The 15,079-nt window shown below is 64.5% G+C and carries 19 protein-coding genes and 1 riboswitch; of the genes, 6 read left to right on the top strand and 13 right to left on the bottom strand.

Translation table 11 applies throughout. From position 1 onward, the window contains the following. Positions 1-7: 7 nt before the first annotated feature. The 3 genes from LB552_RS22800 to LB552_RS22790 all read right to left on the bottom strand — a co-directional run bounded on the left by LB552_RS22800 (position 8) and on the right by LB552_RS22790 (position 1,851). Positions 8-487 carry a hypothetical protein gene (locus tag LB552_RS22800; RefSeq protein WP_224610433.1) on the bottom strand — a complete coding sequence of 160 codons (480 nt, stop codon included), beginning with the start codon at positions 485-487 and terminating at the stop codon, positions 8-10. Between the two features lie 252 nt (positions 488-739). Next, positions 740-1,480 (bottom strand): CbtA family protein, encoded by a 741-nt coding sequence (locus LB552_RS22795; RefSeq protein ID WP_224610432.1) that lies wholly within the window; start codon positions 1,478-1,480, stop codon positions 740-742. A 161-nt stretch (positions 1,481-1,641) separates the two neighbouring features. Then, positions 1,642-1,851, bottom strand: a complete 210-nt coding sequence (locus tag LB552_RS22790) for a CbtB domain-containing protein (RefSeq protein WP_224610430.1) — start codon at positions 1,849-1,851, stop codon at positions 1,642-1,644. Beyond that, positions 1,843-1,992: riboswitch (adenosylcobalamin (AdoCbl) riboswitch) on the bottom strand. It overlaps the preceding gene by 9 nt. An 83-nt stretch (positions 1,993-2,075) precedes the next feature. Here LB552_RS22790 and LB552_RS22785 point away from each other — a divergent pair. Both LB552_RS22785 and LB552_RS22780 read left to right on the top strand, forming a co-directional pair. Further along, positions 2,076-2,648, top strand: coding sequence for a histidine phosphatase family protein (locus LB552_RS22785; RefSeq protein ID WP_224610428.1), 573 nt, complete (start codon positions 2,076-2,078; stop codon positions 2,646-2,648). Between the two features lie 151 nt (positions 2,649-2,799). Next, the gene (locus tag LB552_RS22780; protein WP_224610427.1) at positions 2,800-3,072 is read left to right on the top strand and encodes a PilZ domain-containing protein; all 273 of its coding nucleotides are present in this window, start codon (positions 2,800-2,802) and stop codon (positions 3,070-3,072) included. Between the two features lie 3 nt (positions 3,073-3,075). On the opposite strand, the gene LB552_RS22775 is transcribed toward LB552_RS22780, so the two are convergent. Together LB552_RS22775 and LB552_RS22770 are read right to left on the bottom strand one after the other, a co-directional pair. Continuing rightward, a complete protein-coding gene (locus LB552_RS22775) occupies positions 3,076-3,543 on the bottom strand; it encodes a methyltransferase family protein (RefSeq protein WP_224610425.1) in 468 nt (155 codons plus the stop codon). A 280-nt stretch (positions 3,544-3,823) separates the two neighbouring features. Further along, a complete protein-coding gene (locus LB552_RS22770; protein ID WP_224610423.1) occupies positions 3,824-4,339 on the bottom strand; it encodes a DUF6428 family protein in 516 nt (171 codons plus the stop codon). A gap of 42 nt (positions 4,340-4,381) precedes the next feature. On the opposite strand from LB552_RS22770, the gene LB552_RS22765 reads away from it, so the two are divergent. The 4 genes from LB552_RS22765 to LB552_RS22750 are packed head-to-tail and all read left to right on the top strand — an operon-like array spanning position 4,382 to position 7,072. Further along, entirely contained in the window at positions 4,382-4,732 is a 351-nt protein-coding gene (locus LB552_RS22765) for an ArsR/SmtB family transcription factor (RefSeq protein WP_224610420.1), read from the top strand. A gap of 49 nt (positions 4,733-4,781) precedes the next feature. After that, a complete protein-coding gene (locus LB552_RS22760; RefSeq protein WP_224610418.1) occupies positions 4,782-5,474 on the top strand; it encodes an aquaporin in 693 nt (230 codons plus the stop codon). Then, positions 5,471-5,884, top strand: coding sequence for an arsenate reductase (glutaredoxin) (gene arsC, locus LB552_RS22755; RefSeq protein WP_140544977.1), 414 nt, complete (start codon positions 5,471-5,473; stop codon positions 5,882-5,884). Before LB552_RS22760 ends, arsC begins: the two co-directional genes overlap by 4 nt. Beyond that, positions 5,885-7,072 carry an MFS transporter gene (locus LB552_RS22750; RefSeq protein ID WP_224610417.1) on the top strand — a complete coding sequence of 396 codons (1,188 nt, stop codon included), beginning with the start codon at positions 5,885-5,887 and terminating at the stop codon, positions 7,070-7,072. Positions 7,073-7,284: 212 nt separating this feature from the next. On the opposite strand, the gene LB552_RS22745 is transcribed toward LB552_RS22750, so the two are convergent. The 8 genes from LB552_RS22745 to LB552_RS22710 form a co-directional block, all read right to left on the bottom strand. Next, positions 7,285-7,569, bottom strand: a complete 285-nt coding sequence (locus LB552_RS22745) for a photosystem reaction center subunit H (RefSeq protein ID WP_095770076.1) — start codon at positions 7,567-7,569, stop codon at positions 7,285-7,287. 81 nt (positions 7,570-7,650) lie between these two features. Beyond that, a complete protein-coding gene (locus LB552_RS22740) occupies positions 7,651-8,064 on the bottom strand; it encodes an MAPEG family protein (protein WP_224610416.1) in 414 nt (137 codons plus the stop codon). Positions 8,065-8,120: 56 nt separating this feature from the next. Next, positions 8,121-8,606, bottom strand: coding sequence for an SRPBCC family protein (locus tag LB552_RS22735; protein WP_224610415.1), 486 nt, complete (start codon positions 8,604-8,606; stop codon positions 8,121-8,123). Continuing rightward, a complete protein-coding gene (locus LB552_RS22730; RefSeq protein ID WP_224610413.1) occupies positions 8,603-8,920 on the bottom strand; it encodes an ArsR/SmtB family transcription factor in 318 nt (105 codons plus the stop codon). Before LB552_RS22730 ends, LB552_RS22735 begins: the two co-directional genes overlap by 4 nt. Positions 8,921-9,352: 432 nt before the next feature. Continuing rightward, entirely contained in the window at positions 9,353-9,685 is a 333-nt protein-coding gene (locus LB552_RS22725) for a DUF2934 domain-containing protein (protein ID WP_095770208.1), read from the bottom strand. Positions 9,686-10,091: 406 nt separating this feature from the next. Then, entirely contained in the window at positions 10,092-11,201 is a 1,110-nt protein-coding gene (locus LB552_RS22720) for a mandelate racemase/muconate lactonizing enzyme family protein (RefSeq protein WP_224610410.1), read from the bottom strand. A gap of 53 nt (positions 11,202-11,254) precedes the next feature. Beyond that, the gene (locus LB552_RS22715) at positions 11,255-13,693 is read right to left on the bottom strand and encodes an FAD-dependent oxidoreductase (protein WP_224610408.1); all 2,439 of its coding nucleotides are present in this window, start codon (positions 13,691-13,693) and stop codon (positions 11,255-11,257) included. Positions 13,694-13,837: 144 nt separating this feature from the next. Then, complete coding sequence (locus LB552_RS22710) at positions 13,838-14,836, bottom strand: L,D-transpeptidase (protein ID WP_224610404.1); 999 nt, start codon at positions 14,834-14,836, stop codon at positions 13,838-13,840. Positions 14,837-15,079 lie beyond the last annotated feature (243 nt).

Raw genomic sequence — 15,079 nt, 5'->3', positions numbered from 1 at the left:
GCCCGTTCTAAGCAGCGCCGGCTCGCGGAGCGCGTGAACGGAAAATCGAGCATGCAGCGGCGCCGAGCGCCGCCACCGTGGCGAGGATCACCGCAAGGCTCGGCAAGTGGAAGAAGATGTCGCGCCATCTGGGCTCGACGACCGCGCCGGTGCTGAAGGCCTCGCCGCTATACTGGCACAGGATCCACGACGCGCCGCTGCGCACCATCTCGGCATCGATGTCCGAGATCAGCGCCTTCGCGTTGCGTTCGGTAGAGGGCATCGTGGCCATATGGGCGAGCAGCGCCTTGGCGGCGGCGAGATAGGCGTGGCTGCATTCGTTGAACGGGCTTTCCTCGTCGCCGAGGCTGCCCGGCATCAAGCCCCAGAGGCAATAGGTGAATTGCAGATTGCCGTGATTGTAGAGCCGCCGGAAGGTCGGGTCGGTCGCGGTCTGGCGCTGGGCGAGGTCGAGGATCTCGCCGCGATAGCGCGCGATGACGGCCATCTGGCCGTGGGTCAGGCTGGGGATCTGGATGCCGGGAGGGGGCGGGGCCGAGGATCCGCCATGCGCTTGCGCGGATGTGGCGGCCAGAAATGCGAGCAGCGCCGCAACCGAGCAATTCCACGAAAAGTGTGCGGCGGTTTTCCGTCCGGAATTGCGAGAAAACGAAAGACCAAAGTGGCTCTGCGGTCGTACCGACCGTTGAGCCGCTTTGGCCGCCAGGGCGCAGAACCGTGGCGGCCAACGCATCGGATTTCAGGCGTAGCGGCGTGCCGGGCTGCGCTGGTCGCGCACCGCGACCACGCGTTCGGCAACCGCGCCGAAGCCGAGCCCGACGACGGTCCACAGCACCAGCTGGATGCCGAGCGAGGCGACGCGGAATTGCCACAGCACGGTCGCCGAGAAGTTCTCCGGCACCTCGTTGATGTCGGGCAGCGCCGCCTTCACCAAAGCGAAGACGACGAGGAAGGCGAGACCCGCTACGATCGAGGCGTTCCAGGCGCCGAGTCGGTTCCACAGCCGCTGCGCCAGGCCGACCGCCGCTACCATAGCCGCGATCGAGACGACGATCATGATGAAGAACAACTCGGTGCGGTAGCCGATGGTCTCGGCGTTGCCCACCGCCGGCGGGCTGGCCGGGTATTTGAGGCCGGGGACCACGATCACAGCCAGGAAGCCGAGTGCCGCGATCAGCGCCGAGGTGCCGCGCGGTCCGAGCGAGCCCAGCCGGCCATAGGCGTAGGCGAAGACCAGCGAGAACAGCCCGCCAAGCGCGGCGCCATAGATCAGCACGCCGGTTGCCAGGCCAATGCCGGCTTGCGTGGTGCGGCTGACCATCTCGGGCTCCGGCGCCCCGCCGGCGGCCTGGGCCTGCTGTTCCTCGAAGGCGATCGCCTTGTCGACCTGCGGCTCGCCATAGACGCGGGCGAAGGCGAACGCCAGAATCCCGGCGACCAGCCCGACAAGCATGCCGCGCAGCAAAAGTTTTCCAACCATGTCACTAATCCCTCCAAGCAATTCCAGGAAAAGTGCGTAGCGGTTTTCCGTCCGGAATTGCGTTAAGCCAACCTAGCAATTCCAGGAAAAGTGCGCAGCGGTTTTCCGTCCGGAATTGCGTTGGATCAGAATCGAAAGGGGTTCAGCGATGCTGAACCGCTTTAGTGGCAGGGGAAGCCGAGCAGGTGGCGGCCGTCATGCACGAACTCGTGCAAATAGGTGCCGCGGATCAGCGAGGTCGCGCCTTCTTCCGCGCCGACGAAATAGATCGCCAGCATCAAAAGCAGCCCGCCGAGGATGGCCCAGGGCAGAAGCTCGCGGACCGGAATCGCAACCGGGCCGTAGCTGGGGGCGAAGGTGGTGTCGGACATATTGACCTCCCTTGGGATACTGCGTCCCGTTGATCGAGTGCTGCGGAATAAGGCCTGACTTTCGGCTGGTGCCGATCACAGTGGCGCGACCGTGCCGGACTCGCACCGGCTTCCAATCCCGTATAGCATTAAGACACTTGTCAGTACTTCGTTCGCCTGTCAACGACATGTAATGGCGGCACGGCTTCGTGAGGCCTGTTTTTCGCTGGGCCACGGAGTTTTTCATGCTTGTCCGCCTGACGATGATCGCAAGCGGAGCGACGCCCGGGATGCGCAAGGGCCGCTTTCCGAACGACGAGCCGCCGGAGCCGCGCGCCCTCGATCGCGCGGACGCGCTGGCCGCTTCGCTGCGTCGGGCCGACCGTGTCTGGACAAGCCCGGCGCTGGCCGCGCGGCGGACGGCCGAGGCGCTCGGCCTTGACGCGGCGATCGAGCCGCTGCTTGCCGAGCAGGATTTCGCACGCTGGGCCGGCAAAAGTTTCGAGGAGGTGCAGGCCGAGGATCCGGAAGGCATGGCGGCCTGGTTCGCCGACGCAGACGCGGCGCCCCATGGTGGTGAATCGCTCGCCGACGTCGCCCGGCGGGCTGCTGCGCTGATGGAGCGGCTGGCCGGCGAGGGCGGTCACATCGTCACGGTGACGCATGCTGTGCCGATCCGCGCCGCCATCACTCATGTGCTCGGCGCACCGCTTTCCTCGGTCTGGAAGATCGACATCGAGCCGCTGTCGCTCACCGAGTTCCGCAGCGACGGCCGCCGCTGGGTGCTGCGCGCGAGCGGCGTCACTGTCGCCGGCTGAACGCCCGGGCGTGAACGCTCCATCCGTGAACCCGGCCGGCATATCAAGCCGGCACACCACTGTTTCAGTGATCGCTAACGGAACGGAAACGCCTCGCTGCTATCGTGCTGCCCCATGGCAAGGAGGACCTTGCCTGAGGAGCCCGCCGGATATGGCCAATTTTCCCGAGATCGAACGCCGTCTTCATGCGCGCGAATTCGTGCTCAAGGAAGCCACGATCATCGCCGCCGGCGTCAGGATCGGCTGCTCGGTCAGAAATCAGCACGAGCAGGGCGCGGAATTGCGCGTCGGTGCCGATGTGGAGATTCCGGACCGCTTTCTGCTCGAGGTCCCGGCCGACGATACGGCCTATCGCGCTTTGGTGCGGTGGCGGCGCAACGACCGCGTCGGCGTGGCGCTCTACAGCAACGCGCCAAAGGACTGATGCTCAAAAATAGCGGCGCACGCTCGCCCTGTAGGCGCGGTAGGGTTCGCCGAACTTGCGTTCCAGATAGGCCTCCTCGCGCAGCACCACGCCGTAATGCAGGACGGGGAAGCTCGCGATGGTCGCGATGACGGCCCACCAGCTGTCAAAGAGCAGCCCGATTCCGAGAAGCAGTCCCATCAAGCCGACATAGAGCGGGTTGCGGGTGAAGCCGAACGGGCCGCCGGTGATGATCGCGGTGGTCGGCAGCGTCGGGTTCACATTGGTGCCGCCGCGCAACATCGTCGAGCGTCCCCAGGCGATGATCGCAACCGCCAGTGCTGCCAGCACTATGCCGAGCACGATGGTCAGCGGGCGGCCGCCGATCGCCAGCGGCCAGACATAGCGCAGCGCCAGCATCGCGATCAGCGCCACGAGAAAGAGCAGCGGCGGAAACACCGCCACGCCCGGATTGTCCGCTTTGTCATCCATAGCCATTTTCATCGACCGGGCGCCATTGCCGCCACTATGCACGGACGCGCATCGTCCAGCAATTCGTGACTTGATCCTGCCTAGGCGATGTGCAGCCCGACATATCGGGAACACAACCGTGGCGCGCGCGTTCACTATCGCCGATCGACAGGGATTGCGCGGATGAGCAAGACAGCCGTTTGGGTGGCGCTGATCGCCATCGTTCTCGTTGGCCTCTATTTGTTGCAGGCCAATGGCATGATCCGGTTCTGATCAGGGCGGCGCGTCACCATTAGCGGGCTCAACAGCAGCGACTCCCTCCGCACCCGCTCGCTGCCTTCTGTTCTTCCAGCCAGCGGTCGCGCGGCTTGCAGCTTGACGGCCGTGGCGACAGCTCGACCTCAACCGTCCCGCCAACAAGGCTCGGCTGGGCTGCCCGGTGCAGTTCGATGGGGCGCACGCCATCGCTGACCTCGAAGGTCAGCTTCGCCGCCTGATCGAGAGCGACATGGTCCGAAACCTTGCGGATGATCGCGGCGAACTTGCCGGCTGGCATATGGACCGGTCCGCCTTGGTCCACGTCCCACAGCTGGACGAATATCTCCGACCATGATTCCGGATTTGCTTCGCAATCCAGCGCCGCGAACTGTCCAGCCTTCACCTCGGTGACATGGTAGCCAGGCTTTACCGGCCGCCCGCCGTAGCGGAAAACCAGCGGCTTGTCCTTGTAATCAGCCAGCGCCACCAGCAGATCGCCGATGGTCAGGTCGGAGGGGTCCATAGGAGCGATGTTTTTCCGATTGTCAGAAGAGAGCATGTCGGCTATTCCTCATTTCAATATTTCAAGGATTGTTGAAACGTGGATGAACGTCAAGCCCTGATCGCCTTTGGCGCGCTGTCGCAGGAAACACGGCTGCGCCTGCTGCGGCTGCTGGTCGTTGCCGGCCCGGAAGGCATTGCCGCCGGCTCGCTCGCCGAGCAGGTCGAGGTCTCGCCGTCCAATGTCAGCTTCCACCTCAAGGAACTCGAGCGCGCCGGTCTTGTGACGGCGCGGCGCGATGCCCGCTCGATCGTCTACAGCGCCGAGTTCGACGCGCTGTCCGGATTGATCCGCTTCCTGATGGAGGACTGCTGCTCGGGCCGGCCGGAAATCTGCGCGTCGGCGCTTGCGGCACCTTGCTGCCAGCCGGGCGAGAAGAGCCGGCAATGACCGTCACGCCCGCTACCCAACTCCCCATTGTCCAATCCAGGGTCGACCGATGAACACTTTCGATCTGCCGCGCCGGTTCGCGGCTGAAGCCCTCGGCACCGGTCTGCTGGTGGCGACCGTCGTTGGCTCCGGCATCATGGCCGAGACGCTGACGCATGACACCGCGCTGGCGCTGCTTGGCAACACGCTAGCAACCGGCGCCATGCTGGTGGTGCTGATCACCATCCTCGGGCCGATCTCCGGCGCGCATCTCAATCCGGCCGTTTCGCTGGTGTTTTGTTTCAACCGGTCGCTGCCTGCTCGCGATCTCCTTGCCTATCTGATTGCGCAGGTCGTCGGCGGAATCGCCGGCACGATCGCCGCGCATCTCATGTTCGCCCTACCGGCGCTGGAGGTCGCGACGAAACTGCGTGCCGGGCCGGCGCAATGGTTCTCGGAAGTGGTCGCGACATTCGGCCTTGTCGCCGTCATTCTCGCTGGCCTCCGCTTCGAGCGGCGGGCCGTGCCGTGGCTGGTCGGGCTCTATATCACAGCGGCCTATTGGTTCACGGCATCCACTTCCTTCGCCAATCCCGCCGTCGCCGTGGCGCGCTCACTCACCAACACTTTTTCCGGCATCAGGCCGCTCGATCTGCCCGGCTTCGTCGTCGCCGAATTGCTCGGTGCCCTGATCGCGCTCGCGTTGATCGGCTGGCTGCTGCGGCCCGCGGCCATTCCACAACCCTTGAAAGCAGAGCCATGACGGTCACGATCTATCACAACCCCGACTGCGGCACCTCCCGCAACACGCTCGCCATGATCCGCGCCAGCGGCGAAGACCCTGTCGTGATCGAATACCTCAAGACGCCGCCGGGCCGCGAAAGGCTGCTCGAACTGATCGCCGCGATGGGGATTTCTGCGCGCGAGTTGTTGCGGGAGAAGGGCACGCCTTACGCCGAACTCGGCCTCGCCGATCCGAAATGGAGCGACGATGAGCTGATCGATTTCATGCTCGCCCATCCGATCCTTATCAACCGGCCCATCGTCGAGACGCCGAAAGGGACAAAACTGTGCAGGCCGTCGGAAGCGGTGCTGCCGCTGCTCGACAATCCGGTGCGGGAGTTCGTCAAGGAGGATGGCGAGAAGGTCGCCTATCCGCCAGGGCAAGCCTGATTGGAAGCCACCGCGCCCATCGCACACAACCGCCGCGTCCTCGTTACGGCTCTTGGCATCACGCAGATTCTCGCCTGGGGATCATCCTACTACCTGCCCGCGGTGCTTGCCGCGCCGATTGCTAGAGATACCGGTTGGTCGTTCGCCTCGGTCGTTGCCGGGCTATCCTGCGGGCTCCTGCTTGCCGGGCTGGTGTCCCCCGTCACCGGGCGGCTGATCCAGCGCCACGGTGGGCGGCCGGTGCTTGCCGCCAGCTCGTTGCTGCTGGCTGCTGCGCATTTGCTGTTGGCGACGGCGACCGACTATCCTCTTTATCTGGCTGCATGGCTGCTCATGGGCTTGGGCATGTCGAGCGGCCTCTACGATGCCGGCTTCGCCACACTCGGCCGCCTCTATGGACAGAGCGCGCGCGGCGCCATCACCAACCTGACGTTTTTCGGCGGCTTTGCCAGCACCATTTGCTGGCCGATCAGCGCCTTCCTTGTCGAGCATGGCGGCTGGCGCACCGCCTGCCTTGCCTATGCCGCGATCCATTTGGCAATCTGCTTGCCGCTCCATCTGTGGATAATACCGTCGCCTCCGGCCGCCGCGCCTGTGCCGGTCAAAGACAGGTCGAAAGAGGCATCGGCCACCGGCAGAGCGCGGGCGCGCTTCATTCTGCTGGCCTCCATTCAGACCTTGGCCGCACTGGTCGCGTCCATGCTCTCCGTCCATCTGCTGACGCTGCTGCAATTGCGCGGCGCGAGCCTGGCAGCCGCCGTCGGACTTGGCGCGCTGGTCGGCCCTTCACAAGTCGGCGCTAGAGTGGCGGAGCTGTTGATCGGCCGCAACCGGCAACATCCGATCTGGACGATGCTGACATCCGTAACGCTGCTTGCCGCCGGAATCTGGCTGCTCCTGACGAGCCAGACTTTTGTTGCTCTCGCCTTGATCCTTTATGGCGCGGGTAACGGCATCCATACGATCGCGCGCGGCGCGCTGCCGCTGGTGCTGTTCGACCCGCAGCAATACGCGGTGCTGATGGGCAAGCTCGCGACGCCCAGCCTCATCGTCCAGGCGGCGGCTCCGTCCGTTGGAGCGGTGCTTCTTGGCACGGGCGGCGCCAATCTTGTCCTGGCCACGCTGGGGCTCGCGGCAACGCTCAACGCGGGGCTGTGTATTTGCCTGCTTGCGAGCATGCGCCGCTGATCCTTGAAGCGGTTCATCGCTCCACGAAATCGCCGACCTGTCCCGGGCTTTCTCGCCCGCTCCAGAGGGAACCCGCCACACATTTGTGACGCGAAGCAATCCGCGTGACGCTCGTCAGGCGATAAACGAATACCGCGCCGCGCAAAAAAACCGGCCCGGCAATTGCCGGGCCGAATTCTCTTGATTGATTCACAGTCGCGAAGCGTCCCTGTTCAGTCGCGATGCTCCGGCATTGCTTTCAGCTGGTCCTTCGTCCAACTCGTGACGGCATGCACGTCGCCGTCCTCGTCGCGCATGAAATCGAGTTGGCTGGCAGTGACAGCCACCGGCTTGGCGCCGATGCCGAGAAAGCCGCCGACATCGATGACGACCTGGCTGCCGTGCAGGTGGTCGACCGAGCCGATCTTCTCGTCATCCGGGCCGTAGATGGTGGCGCCTTCGAGGATGTCGGGCGTCAGCTCGGCACTGGTCAGTCTTACGTGGCTGGTGTGGTCCATGGCGCATCTCCTGTGGTTGTACAGGGATGAACCTCTGATCGGGGCGAGGGTTCCGCCGACGGAGCGAAAAGCGAGCGCTGCTCAGCGAAGCGCTGCCCAGCCCGTCACGAGGACGAGGACAAGCGTGACCACCGCTCCGGAGACATAGAGGATCGTCCTGACGCTGCCGCCCTTGGCGGCATTTCCGCCGCGCAGGTAGATGATCATGTGGACGAGACGTAGCGCCAAGTGAACCCAGACGAGCACGGCGAGCGTCACCGGCTCGACGCCAACCATCATCGCCAGCAACACGGGCACGACGAAGGGCCCGAGCGCCTCGACCGAGTTCATGTGGACGCGATCGATGCGGTAAAGACAGTTGTCGTCGTCCGCCGGGATCACCGGCCCTGAAAGCTTGCCTGCAAAACCCTTGGACGAGCCTGAGTAGATCGCCAGCGCGACCGAGAGGAGGCAGAGCGCAAGCACGCCGAGGGTGCTCAACCAATAGGCTTCCATTGTTTCCAGTGCTCCTCCGATCGCCACCGTGGGGGCCATGCCCCAAGGAGGTGCTGTCAGGCCGCCCGGGAAAAAAGCGCCTGGAACCGCTGCAGGTAGAGCGGCCAACCCTGATCGCCGTCGACCCCGCTGCGTACGCCTTCCCAGCCTTGGCCATGCCGTTCGATATGGCGGTGCTCGATCTCGACCCGGGTCCGGTTTTCCGCCTCGGCCGTGAAGCGGACCTCCCACTCGCTCGTCCTGGCGAGGTCGGTTTCGATCTGCCAGCGCGGGCTGATGTCCCAGCTCAGAAGCAGTCGGTTCGGCGGATCGTAGGCCAGCACGCGGGCGAAGCGGCACTCTGAGCCATCGACGCCGCGGTCGTAGACGTGGCCGCCGACGCGCGGCTCGAAGATCGTTTCCGCGATCGGGACGGCAAGCAGATTGTGCTCGCGTGGCTTGAAGTTGCCGAAATCCTCGGTGAACACTTTGAAGGCGCGCGCGATCGGAGCCTCGACGACGACGGAATGCCTAACGGGAGCAGGTGCCGGTTGCTTGATCATGTCTCGTCCTTTGTCGGTTGCTCGACGGCCAGCTTGTAGGCCGCAAGCGTCTTCACCCAGAACTGGTCGATCCCCGCGCGAAACGCCGCGAGCCCGTCCGGATCGATCCGGTAAATGCGCTCCTTGCCGGAGCGCGTATCGGCCACCAGCCCGGCATCCTTGAGCACCTTCAGATGCTGGGAGACGGCCGGCCGCGTCACGGGCAGCGCATTGGCGAGCCCGCTGACCGAACTGGGTCGGTCGACCAGCAGTTCGAAGATCGTGCGTCGCGTCTGATCGCCGAGCGCAGTCCAGTATTTCGCGTTAGTAGCCACTAACGCGAAAATTAGGACGGTGCGTCTGACCTGTCAACCCGGATGGAGAGTGCCACCTGTGGCCGGTCCGATTGGCTGGCCAACCGCCTCTTGGTGCAAGATTTTCCGTTCATTTCCGTGAAATCAGCGCAAACGCCGGGGATTGGTGGAGGCCGCCCCAACCTCGTCATTCTATGGCGGAGCAAGGAGCGAAGCGACGCGGCGCAGACCATAGAAATCCATTCCGTGACTTGGAAGCGACGCCACGGTGCAGAATTTTGCTCTGTTGCATTCCTGGGTGAAGGCAACGGCTGGATTCCAGGGTCTTCGCGACGGAGCTTCGCTCCTGCTCTGCCCTGCAAACGATCGCGATGGGCGTTTCGGCCAATCTCCAACGGGTGCCACCTGCCAACGCAAACAGAGCCGACCGGTCAAAATCTCAGTGCAGTGCCTCTAATCGACACCGCGCTTGCGTGCTTGCAGATCGCGCGCCGCTTGCTCGATCGCAGCGCGGTCGTTGCCCAGCCTGTCGAGCAGCTCTTGCGCCTCGTCGCCCGAAATGCCGGTGCGCATGGCAAGCGCCTCCACCGTCAGCACATCCGCGCTGTCGATCTCGCGCGTTTCGGGCAGCGCATCGTCCGCCGTCATCGGCAGGGCGGCCTCGCGGTCGATCTCCAACTCCGCCTGATGCCAGTGCCGTTCATGATTGCCCAGGATGCCGCCCTCGCGCTGAAAGATCTCATAGGCACGCTGCCTGATCTTCTCGGTCCGATCGTCGTCGTCCATCGCCGTTCCTCCTTGCGTGTCACAAGAACGCAGGACAGGGCGGAACGATCCGTGGCATCGCGAAGGTGATCGGGTGCTGTGCTGCCGGTCAACATGCCGGGCGTGGCGACAATCGCGCAGGTGGTTCCCCCACTCCGTCTCGGCGCTGCGCGCCGAGCCACCTCTCCCCCCTCCGGAGGGAGAGGAAACGCCAATCGCCGGGGGCGAGCAATGGCAATCGCCAAGTAGAGAGGAAATAGCAATGCCGAGGTCGCGACGTTGCCGGTTAGCATTTCCTCTCCCTCCGCAGGGGGGAGAGGTGGCTCGGCGAAGCCGAGACAGAGTGGGGGACGGCGCTGAAAATTATCGGCCACGTCCGCGGCTATTCCGATCCGAATAGTAAGCCTGGCTGCCCGCCGCTTGCCCCTTACGGCCCGTATATCGCCACCGCTTTGCCGAACATGCCGGGCTCCGGCTTCACGCCCAGCCCCGGGAGCTGCGGCACGGCGATATGACCTTGCTTGATGACGACCGGCTGCTTCTGGTCGAAATGGCCCTTGATGTATTCCTGGGCGATCCAGGCTCCTTCCATGCGGCGCGGCTCGACGGTGGCGGCCAGATGCACGCAGGCCGCCGCGATGATGTCGCCGCCCCAGGCGTCGTCGCAACTGTGCGGCAGCGAACGGATGGCACAAAGGTCGCGCACCGTGGTCATCTTCGTCAATCCGCCCAGGCGCGTCACCTTGAAGCCGAAGCCGTCGGCGATGCCCAGCGAGATCGCCCGCAGCACCGCGTTCTGATCCTCGGTGCTCTCGTCGAGATAGATCGGATGCGTCATGCGGCCTTTCAGCGTCGCGATCTCGTCCATCGTGTTGCAGGGCTGCTCGAAGACGAAGGGAATTTGCTGGCAGACCCGGTCGAGATGGATCGCTGCGGCCACCGTCAGGCCTCGGTTGCCGTCGACCGCGATGCGCGCTTTGTAACCGACCGCTTCCCAGACCTTGTGGATGACGGCGACGTCTTCCTCCAGGTTGCGGCCTCCGATCTTGACCTGCAGGCGCCGGTAACCGGCGCTCACCTTGTCGGCGGCGATCCTCGCCGTCTCGTCCGGGGCGCCGACGATCAGCGAATAATAGGCCGGCACGCGGTCGGTCAGCGCGCCGCCCAGCAGCGTCGAGACCGGCACGCCGAGTTTTTGGCCGAGCAGGTCGAGGAACGCCATGTCGAAGGCGGCCTTGGCGTAGCTGTGGCCGTTGAGCCGCTCGTCCATCTGCTTGGCCAGAAGCCGGATCGAGGCGATCTCCGAACCGATCAGCCCCGGCGCGATTTCGGCGATCGCCGCGCGGGCGCCCAGCGCATGATGCGGCTGGTAGACCGGGCCGATCGGGCAGGTCTCGCCCCAGCCGGCAAAACCGTCATCGGTAACGATCTCGACCAGCGTCGAATCCAGCGCCTCCACATCGGCGCTGGCCATCCGGTAGACGCCGCCTTTGACCGGCAATTGCGCCGAATAGACGTTGATCCGATCGATACGCATACGGCTTCCCTCCGAAGGACACGTCGGCAACGGGCCTTTGCAGGCCCCGCCTATTACATCCGCGCCCTGGCCGAGGTCGGATCGTAAGGCGAATCCGCGATCACCTCGGCGACCTTCCAGTCGCCCAGGATCGCGACGTCGAGCTTGGTGCCGGGTTTCGAAAACGGTTCAGGCAGCAGCGCCAGCGCCACGTCATGCCCGAGCGCGTAGCCATAGCCGCCCGACGTGATGCGCCCAACCAGCGCGCCGTCGCTATAGAGCCCTTCATTGGCAAGCGTGCTGGCGCCGTCGGTCTCGATCCTGAGCGTCACGGATCGCCGCTGGTCGTTACGCTCCTTGTATTTCAGAACCGCGTCGCGCCCGACGAAGTCGCCCTTGTCGAGCCGGATGAAGCGCTCCAGCCCGCTCTCCAGCGCGTTGAGCTCCGGGTTCATGTCGCGATACATGGCGCGATAGGATTTCTCGAGCCTGAGCGACTCCAGCGCGTGCAGCCCGACCAGCCGCATGCCGTGCTTCTCGCCTTCCTTGAGGATCGCGTCGAGCAATCGCCGCTGGTAGGGCAGGGGGTGATAGAGTTCCCAACCGAGCTCGCCTTCATAGTTCACCCGCAGCAGCCGCACGTCGCTTGCCAAGGCGACGCTGCCGGTCTTGACGCCGAACCACGGAAAATTTTCGTTGGAAAGGTCGATCTCGGTCAGCGGCTGCAGCACCTCGCGCGCCTTGGGTCCGACGACGGTAAAGCAGCCGCGGTCGTTGGTGACGTTCTTCAAGGATACGCTGCCGTCGGCGGGAAGCAGTCTGGAAAGGTCGTCGAAGTTCCAGCGTTCGGCACGCGGCGTCGAGATCAGGTAGAACAGGTCCTCACCAAGTCGCGCCACCATATATTCCGCCTGCACGCCACCGCTGGTGGTGAGGTGATGCGCCAGCGTCACCTTGCCGACCGCCGGCAGGCGGTTGGCGATGATCCGGTCCAGCCAGGCGGCCGCGCTGGGACCTGACACCTCGAACTTGGTCATCGGCGTCATCTCGACCAGGCCGACGGCGTTGCGTACCGCCTGTACTTCCTCGCCGACAAGATTCCCCTTGGGCGTCCAGCGCCAGCTATATTGGTCCTTGGCCTCGACGCCGTCGCGCGCGAACCAGTTGGGCATTTCCCAGCCATTGAGCACGCCCCAGACCGCTCCCAGTTCCGTCAGCCTGTCATAGGAAGGCGCGGTCTTCTGCGACCGCGCGGCGGGCATGTCCTGGCCCGGATACTTCTGCTCGGCATGCGTGCCCCACGCCTCGCGCACCTTCTCGCGCGTCCATTCCTTGTTGGCGTAGTCGCCGAAGCGGCGCGGATCGAGATCGGATGTATCGATACTGTTGCCGCCTTCGACGATCCGCTCCGACAAATAGTAGCCGATCGCTCCGCCCCACAGGATGCCGCCCGGCACGCCTTCGGCCAGCCAGACATTGGGCAGGCCCCAAGCCTGCCCCATCAAGGGCAGCTCGTCCGCCGTCATCTGGAACGGGCCACGCACATTGGCCTTGATGCCGACGCGCCCGAGCGCAGGCACCAGCTGCAGCGCCTGCTCCCAGTTCCACGACACCGCCTCGAAATCCTCTTCCAGCAGATCGGCGCCGAACCAGGACGGCACGCCATCCTCGGCGAAGAGCTTGAGGTGTTCGGTGCGCTCATAGGGACCGAACATCAGCCCGTCGCCTTCCTCGCGCAGATAGCCCTCGAAACCCTCGTCGCGCAGGATCGGCATTTCGGGCCGGCCGGCGCGCTTGCGCTCCACCACCTCCGGCACCGCCTCGGTGATCCAGTACTGGTGCAGGATGGGGATCGCCGGGATCTCCAAGCCAAGCAGCGCGCCGGTCTGGCGCGCGTAATTGCCGGTGGCGCAAATCACATGCTCGCAGGTGATGTCGCCCTTGTTGGTCTCGACCAGCCATTCGCCGGAAGCGGTCCGCTTGAAGCCGGTGACCTCGGTGTTGAGATAGACTTTTGCGCCGAGATCCCGCGCGCCCTTGGCCATGGCATGCGTCACGTCGGCCGGCGCGATATGCCCGTCATCGGGATGGTAGAGCGCGCCCAGCATCTGTTTGTTGTCGAGCAGCGGCCAGAGCTTGCGCGCCTCGTCGGGCGTGAGCAATTGCGCCCGCATCCCCTGCACCTCGGCCACACTCATATAGCTCTTGAATTCATCGAGTCGGTCTCTCGAGTTGGCGATGCGTAGCTGCCCGCATTTGTGCCAGCCGACCGGCTGCCCGGTCTCCGCTTCGAGACCCTCATAGATTTCGATCGTCTTGTTGATCATCCGCCCGACATTGATGTTGCGGGAATAGGACGGGATCAGCCCCGCCGCATGCCAGGTCGAGCCGGCGGTGAGCTGCGTGCGCTCGAGGAGCGCGACATCGGTCCAGCCGCGCTTGGCCAGGCCATAAAGAATACCCGCGCCAACGCATCCGCCGCCGACGATCACCACCCGCGCATGTGCTTGCATCGAACCACCAAATCCGGACCATTCTCCAAACCGCGCCGTCGAAGCTACAGGCGAGGCAAGGCGGTGTAACGTTCTGAAAAACTGAGGATGACGATAAATTGAGCTTATGCAGCGATCGCGATTGGCGGATCGCGACCCGGCATCTCACTGCACTTGCCCGTCCTGCGCCGTCTCGTCCTTGAAGTCGACTTTGGTGCCCGGCTTGACCATGGCGGCGAGGTCCTCGGCGTCCCAGTTGGTCAGCCGGATGCAGCCATGCGAGAAGGTGGTGCCGATCTTGCCCGGGTCAGGCGTGCCGTGGATGCCGTAGCTTTCGATCGAGAGGTCGATCCACACCGATCCGACGGGATTGTTGGGCCCCTTGGCGATGGTGAAGGGCCGCTTGCTCTTCACCCCCTTGAAGGCGAATTTCGGGTTGTAGCGATAGGTCGGATTGTGCACCACGCGCTTGACCTCGGCCGTGCCGCTCGGCGCCGGCTTTTCCTCGCTGCCGATCGAGGCAGGATAGACCGCGAGCGCTTTGCCCGAAGCATCGAGCGCGCGCACCTGGCGGGCGCCCTTGTCGACCTCGACGCTGGCGACGGCCGCGGGAGGATCGCCACGGCCGACATCGGGCACCACCAACGTGGTGTCGGCCTTCCTGAAACCGGCTTTGGGATTGAGCAGCCTCAGCAACTGTTCGCTGACATGGAAGCGCTCCGCCAGTTTTTCCCGCGCATTGCGATAGCCGAGCCGCTTCAGACGCGCCATCCGCTCCATGCGGGCGGGGATGCGCCTGGTGAACGGCCCGCGCACATCCTTGGCCGTGACCTCGTAGTTTATCAGCACCGGCCCGGCGAAAGTCGCCGCGAGCTTGTCCCAGGTCTCGCGGGTGAGCTTGCCGTCGGAGGGGAGTCCGTTGGCCGCCTGGAAGGCTGCGACGCCCTTGGAGAAATTGTCGGAAAGGCGGCCGTCGATCAGGCCGGGGGAGAAGCGGGCGCGATCGAGAAGGATCTGCGCTCTGAGCACCATCGGATCGACGCCCTTCGGCTCGCCCTCGCTGAATTGCGCCTGGTTGACAGCGGCGAGGTCGAGCTTGGCTGCCAGCGTCCCGCCGCACGCGAGCGCCAACGCCAATCCAGCGATAACAAGCAGCCTGATCATCGACGTCACTCCAGGATCGCGGCAAGAGCCTGTCTCTATGACGCGGCACGATCGATGTGGTTCCTGTCGCGAGGAGCCGCACGAAGATCATCACGAGTGTGCGCTTTCTCCCATATATGTTTGAATTTTAAGCTGGAAACCAGTTCCCATGGATGCAGAGAACTGGCATTATGGTCTCAGGGCCTGCGCATTTTCTTAACCCATGGCCCCTTGTCCTGGTAACCGGCGGCATGGGCGGGGGGG

The sequence above is a fragment of the Mesorhizobium sp. CA7 genome, assembly GCF_020165015.1.
In the GTDB taxonomy this organism is placed as follows: domain Bacteria; phylum Pseudomonadota; class Alphaproteobacteria; order Rhizobiales; family Rhizobiaceae; genus Mesorhizobium.
This window is presented reverse-complemented; position numbering and strand designations above follow the sequence as displayed.

What these genes read in the sequence shown, in the direction of transcription:
- LB552_RS22800 (WP_224610433.1), bottom strand. Translation starts at nt 487, where the DNA reads ATGGCCGTCATCGCGCGCTATCGCGGCGAGATCCTCGACCTCGCCCAG.
- LB552_RS22795 (WP_224610432.1), bottom strand. Translation starts at nt 1,480, where the DNA reads ATGGTTGGAAAACTTTTGCTGCGCGGCATGCTTGTCGGGCTGGTCGCC.
- LB552_RS22790 (WP_224610430.1), bottom strand. Translation starts at nt 1,851, where the DNA reads ATGTCCGACACCACCTTCGCCCCCAGCTACGGCCCGGTTGCGATTCCG.
- LB552_RS22785 (WP_224610428.1), top strand. Translation starts at nt 2,076, where the DNA reads ATGCTTGTCCGCCTGACGATGATCGCAAGCGGAGCGACGCCCGGGATG.
- LB552_RS22780 (WP_224610427.1), top strand. Translation starts at nt 2,800, where the DNA reads ATGGCCAATTTTCCCGAGATCGAACGCCGTCTTCATGCGCGCGAATTC.
- LB552_RS22775 (WP_224610425.1), bottom strand. Translation starts at nt 3,543, where the DNA reads ATGGATGACAAAGCGGACAATCCGGGCGTGGCGGTGTTTCCGCCGCTG.
- LB552_RS22770 (WP_224610423.1), bottom strand. Translation starts at nt 4,339, where the DNA reads ATGCTCTCTTCTGACAATCGGAAAAACATCGCTCCTATGGACCCCTCC.
- LB552_RS22760 (WP_224610418.1), top strand. Translation starts at nt 4,782, where the DNA reads ATGAACACTTTCGATCTGCCGCGCCGGTTCGCGGCTGAAGCCCTCGGC.
- arsC (WP_140544977.1), top strand. Translation starts at nt 5,471, where the DNA reads ATGACGGTCACGATCTATCACAACCCCGACTGCGGCACCTCCCGCAAC.
- LB552_RS22745 (WP_095770076.1), bottom strand. Translation starts at nt 7,569, where the DNA reads ATGGACCACACCAGCCACGTAAGACTGACCAGTGCCGAGCTGACGCCC.
- LB552_RS22740 (WP_224610416.1), bottom strand. Translation starts at nt 8,064, where the DNA reads ATGGAAGCCTATTGGTTGAGCACCCTCGGCGTGCTTGCGCTCTGCCTC.
- LB552_RS22735 (WP_224610415.1), bottom strand. Translation starts at nt 8,606, where the DNA reads ATGATCAAGCAACCGGCACCTGCTCCCGTTAGGCATTCCGTCGTCGTC.
- LB552_RS22725 (WP_095770208.1), bottom strand. Translation starts at nt 9,685, where the DNA reads ATGGACGACGACGATCGGACCGAGAAGATCAGGCAGCGTGCCTATGAG.
- LB552_RS22720 (WP_224610410.1), bottom strand. Translation starts at nt 11,201, where the DNA reads ATGCGTATCGATCGGATCAACGTCTATTCGGCGCAATTGCCGGTCAAA.
- LB552_RS22715 (WP_224610408.1), bottom strand. Translation starts at nt 13,693, where the DNA reads ATGCAAGCACATGCGCGGGTGGTGATCGTCGGCGGCGGATGCGTTGGC.
- LB552_RS22710 (WP_224610404.1), bottom strand. Translation starts at nt 14,836, where the DNA reads ATGATCAGGCTGCTTGTTATCGCTGGATTGGCGTTGGCGCTCGCGTGC.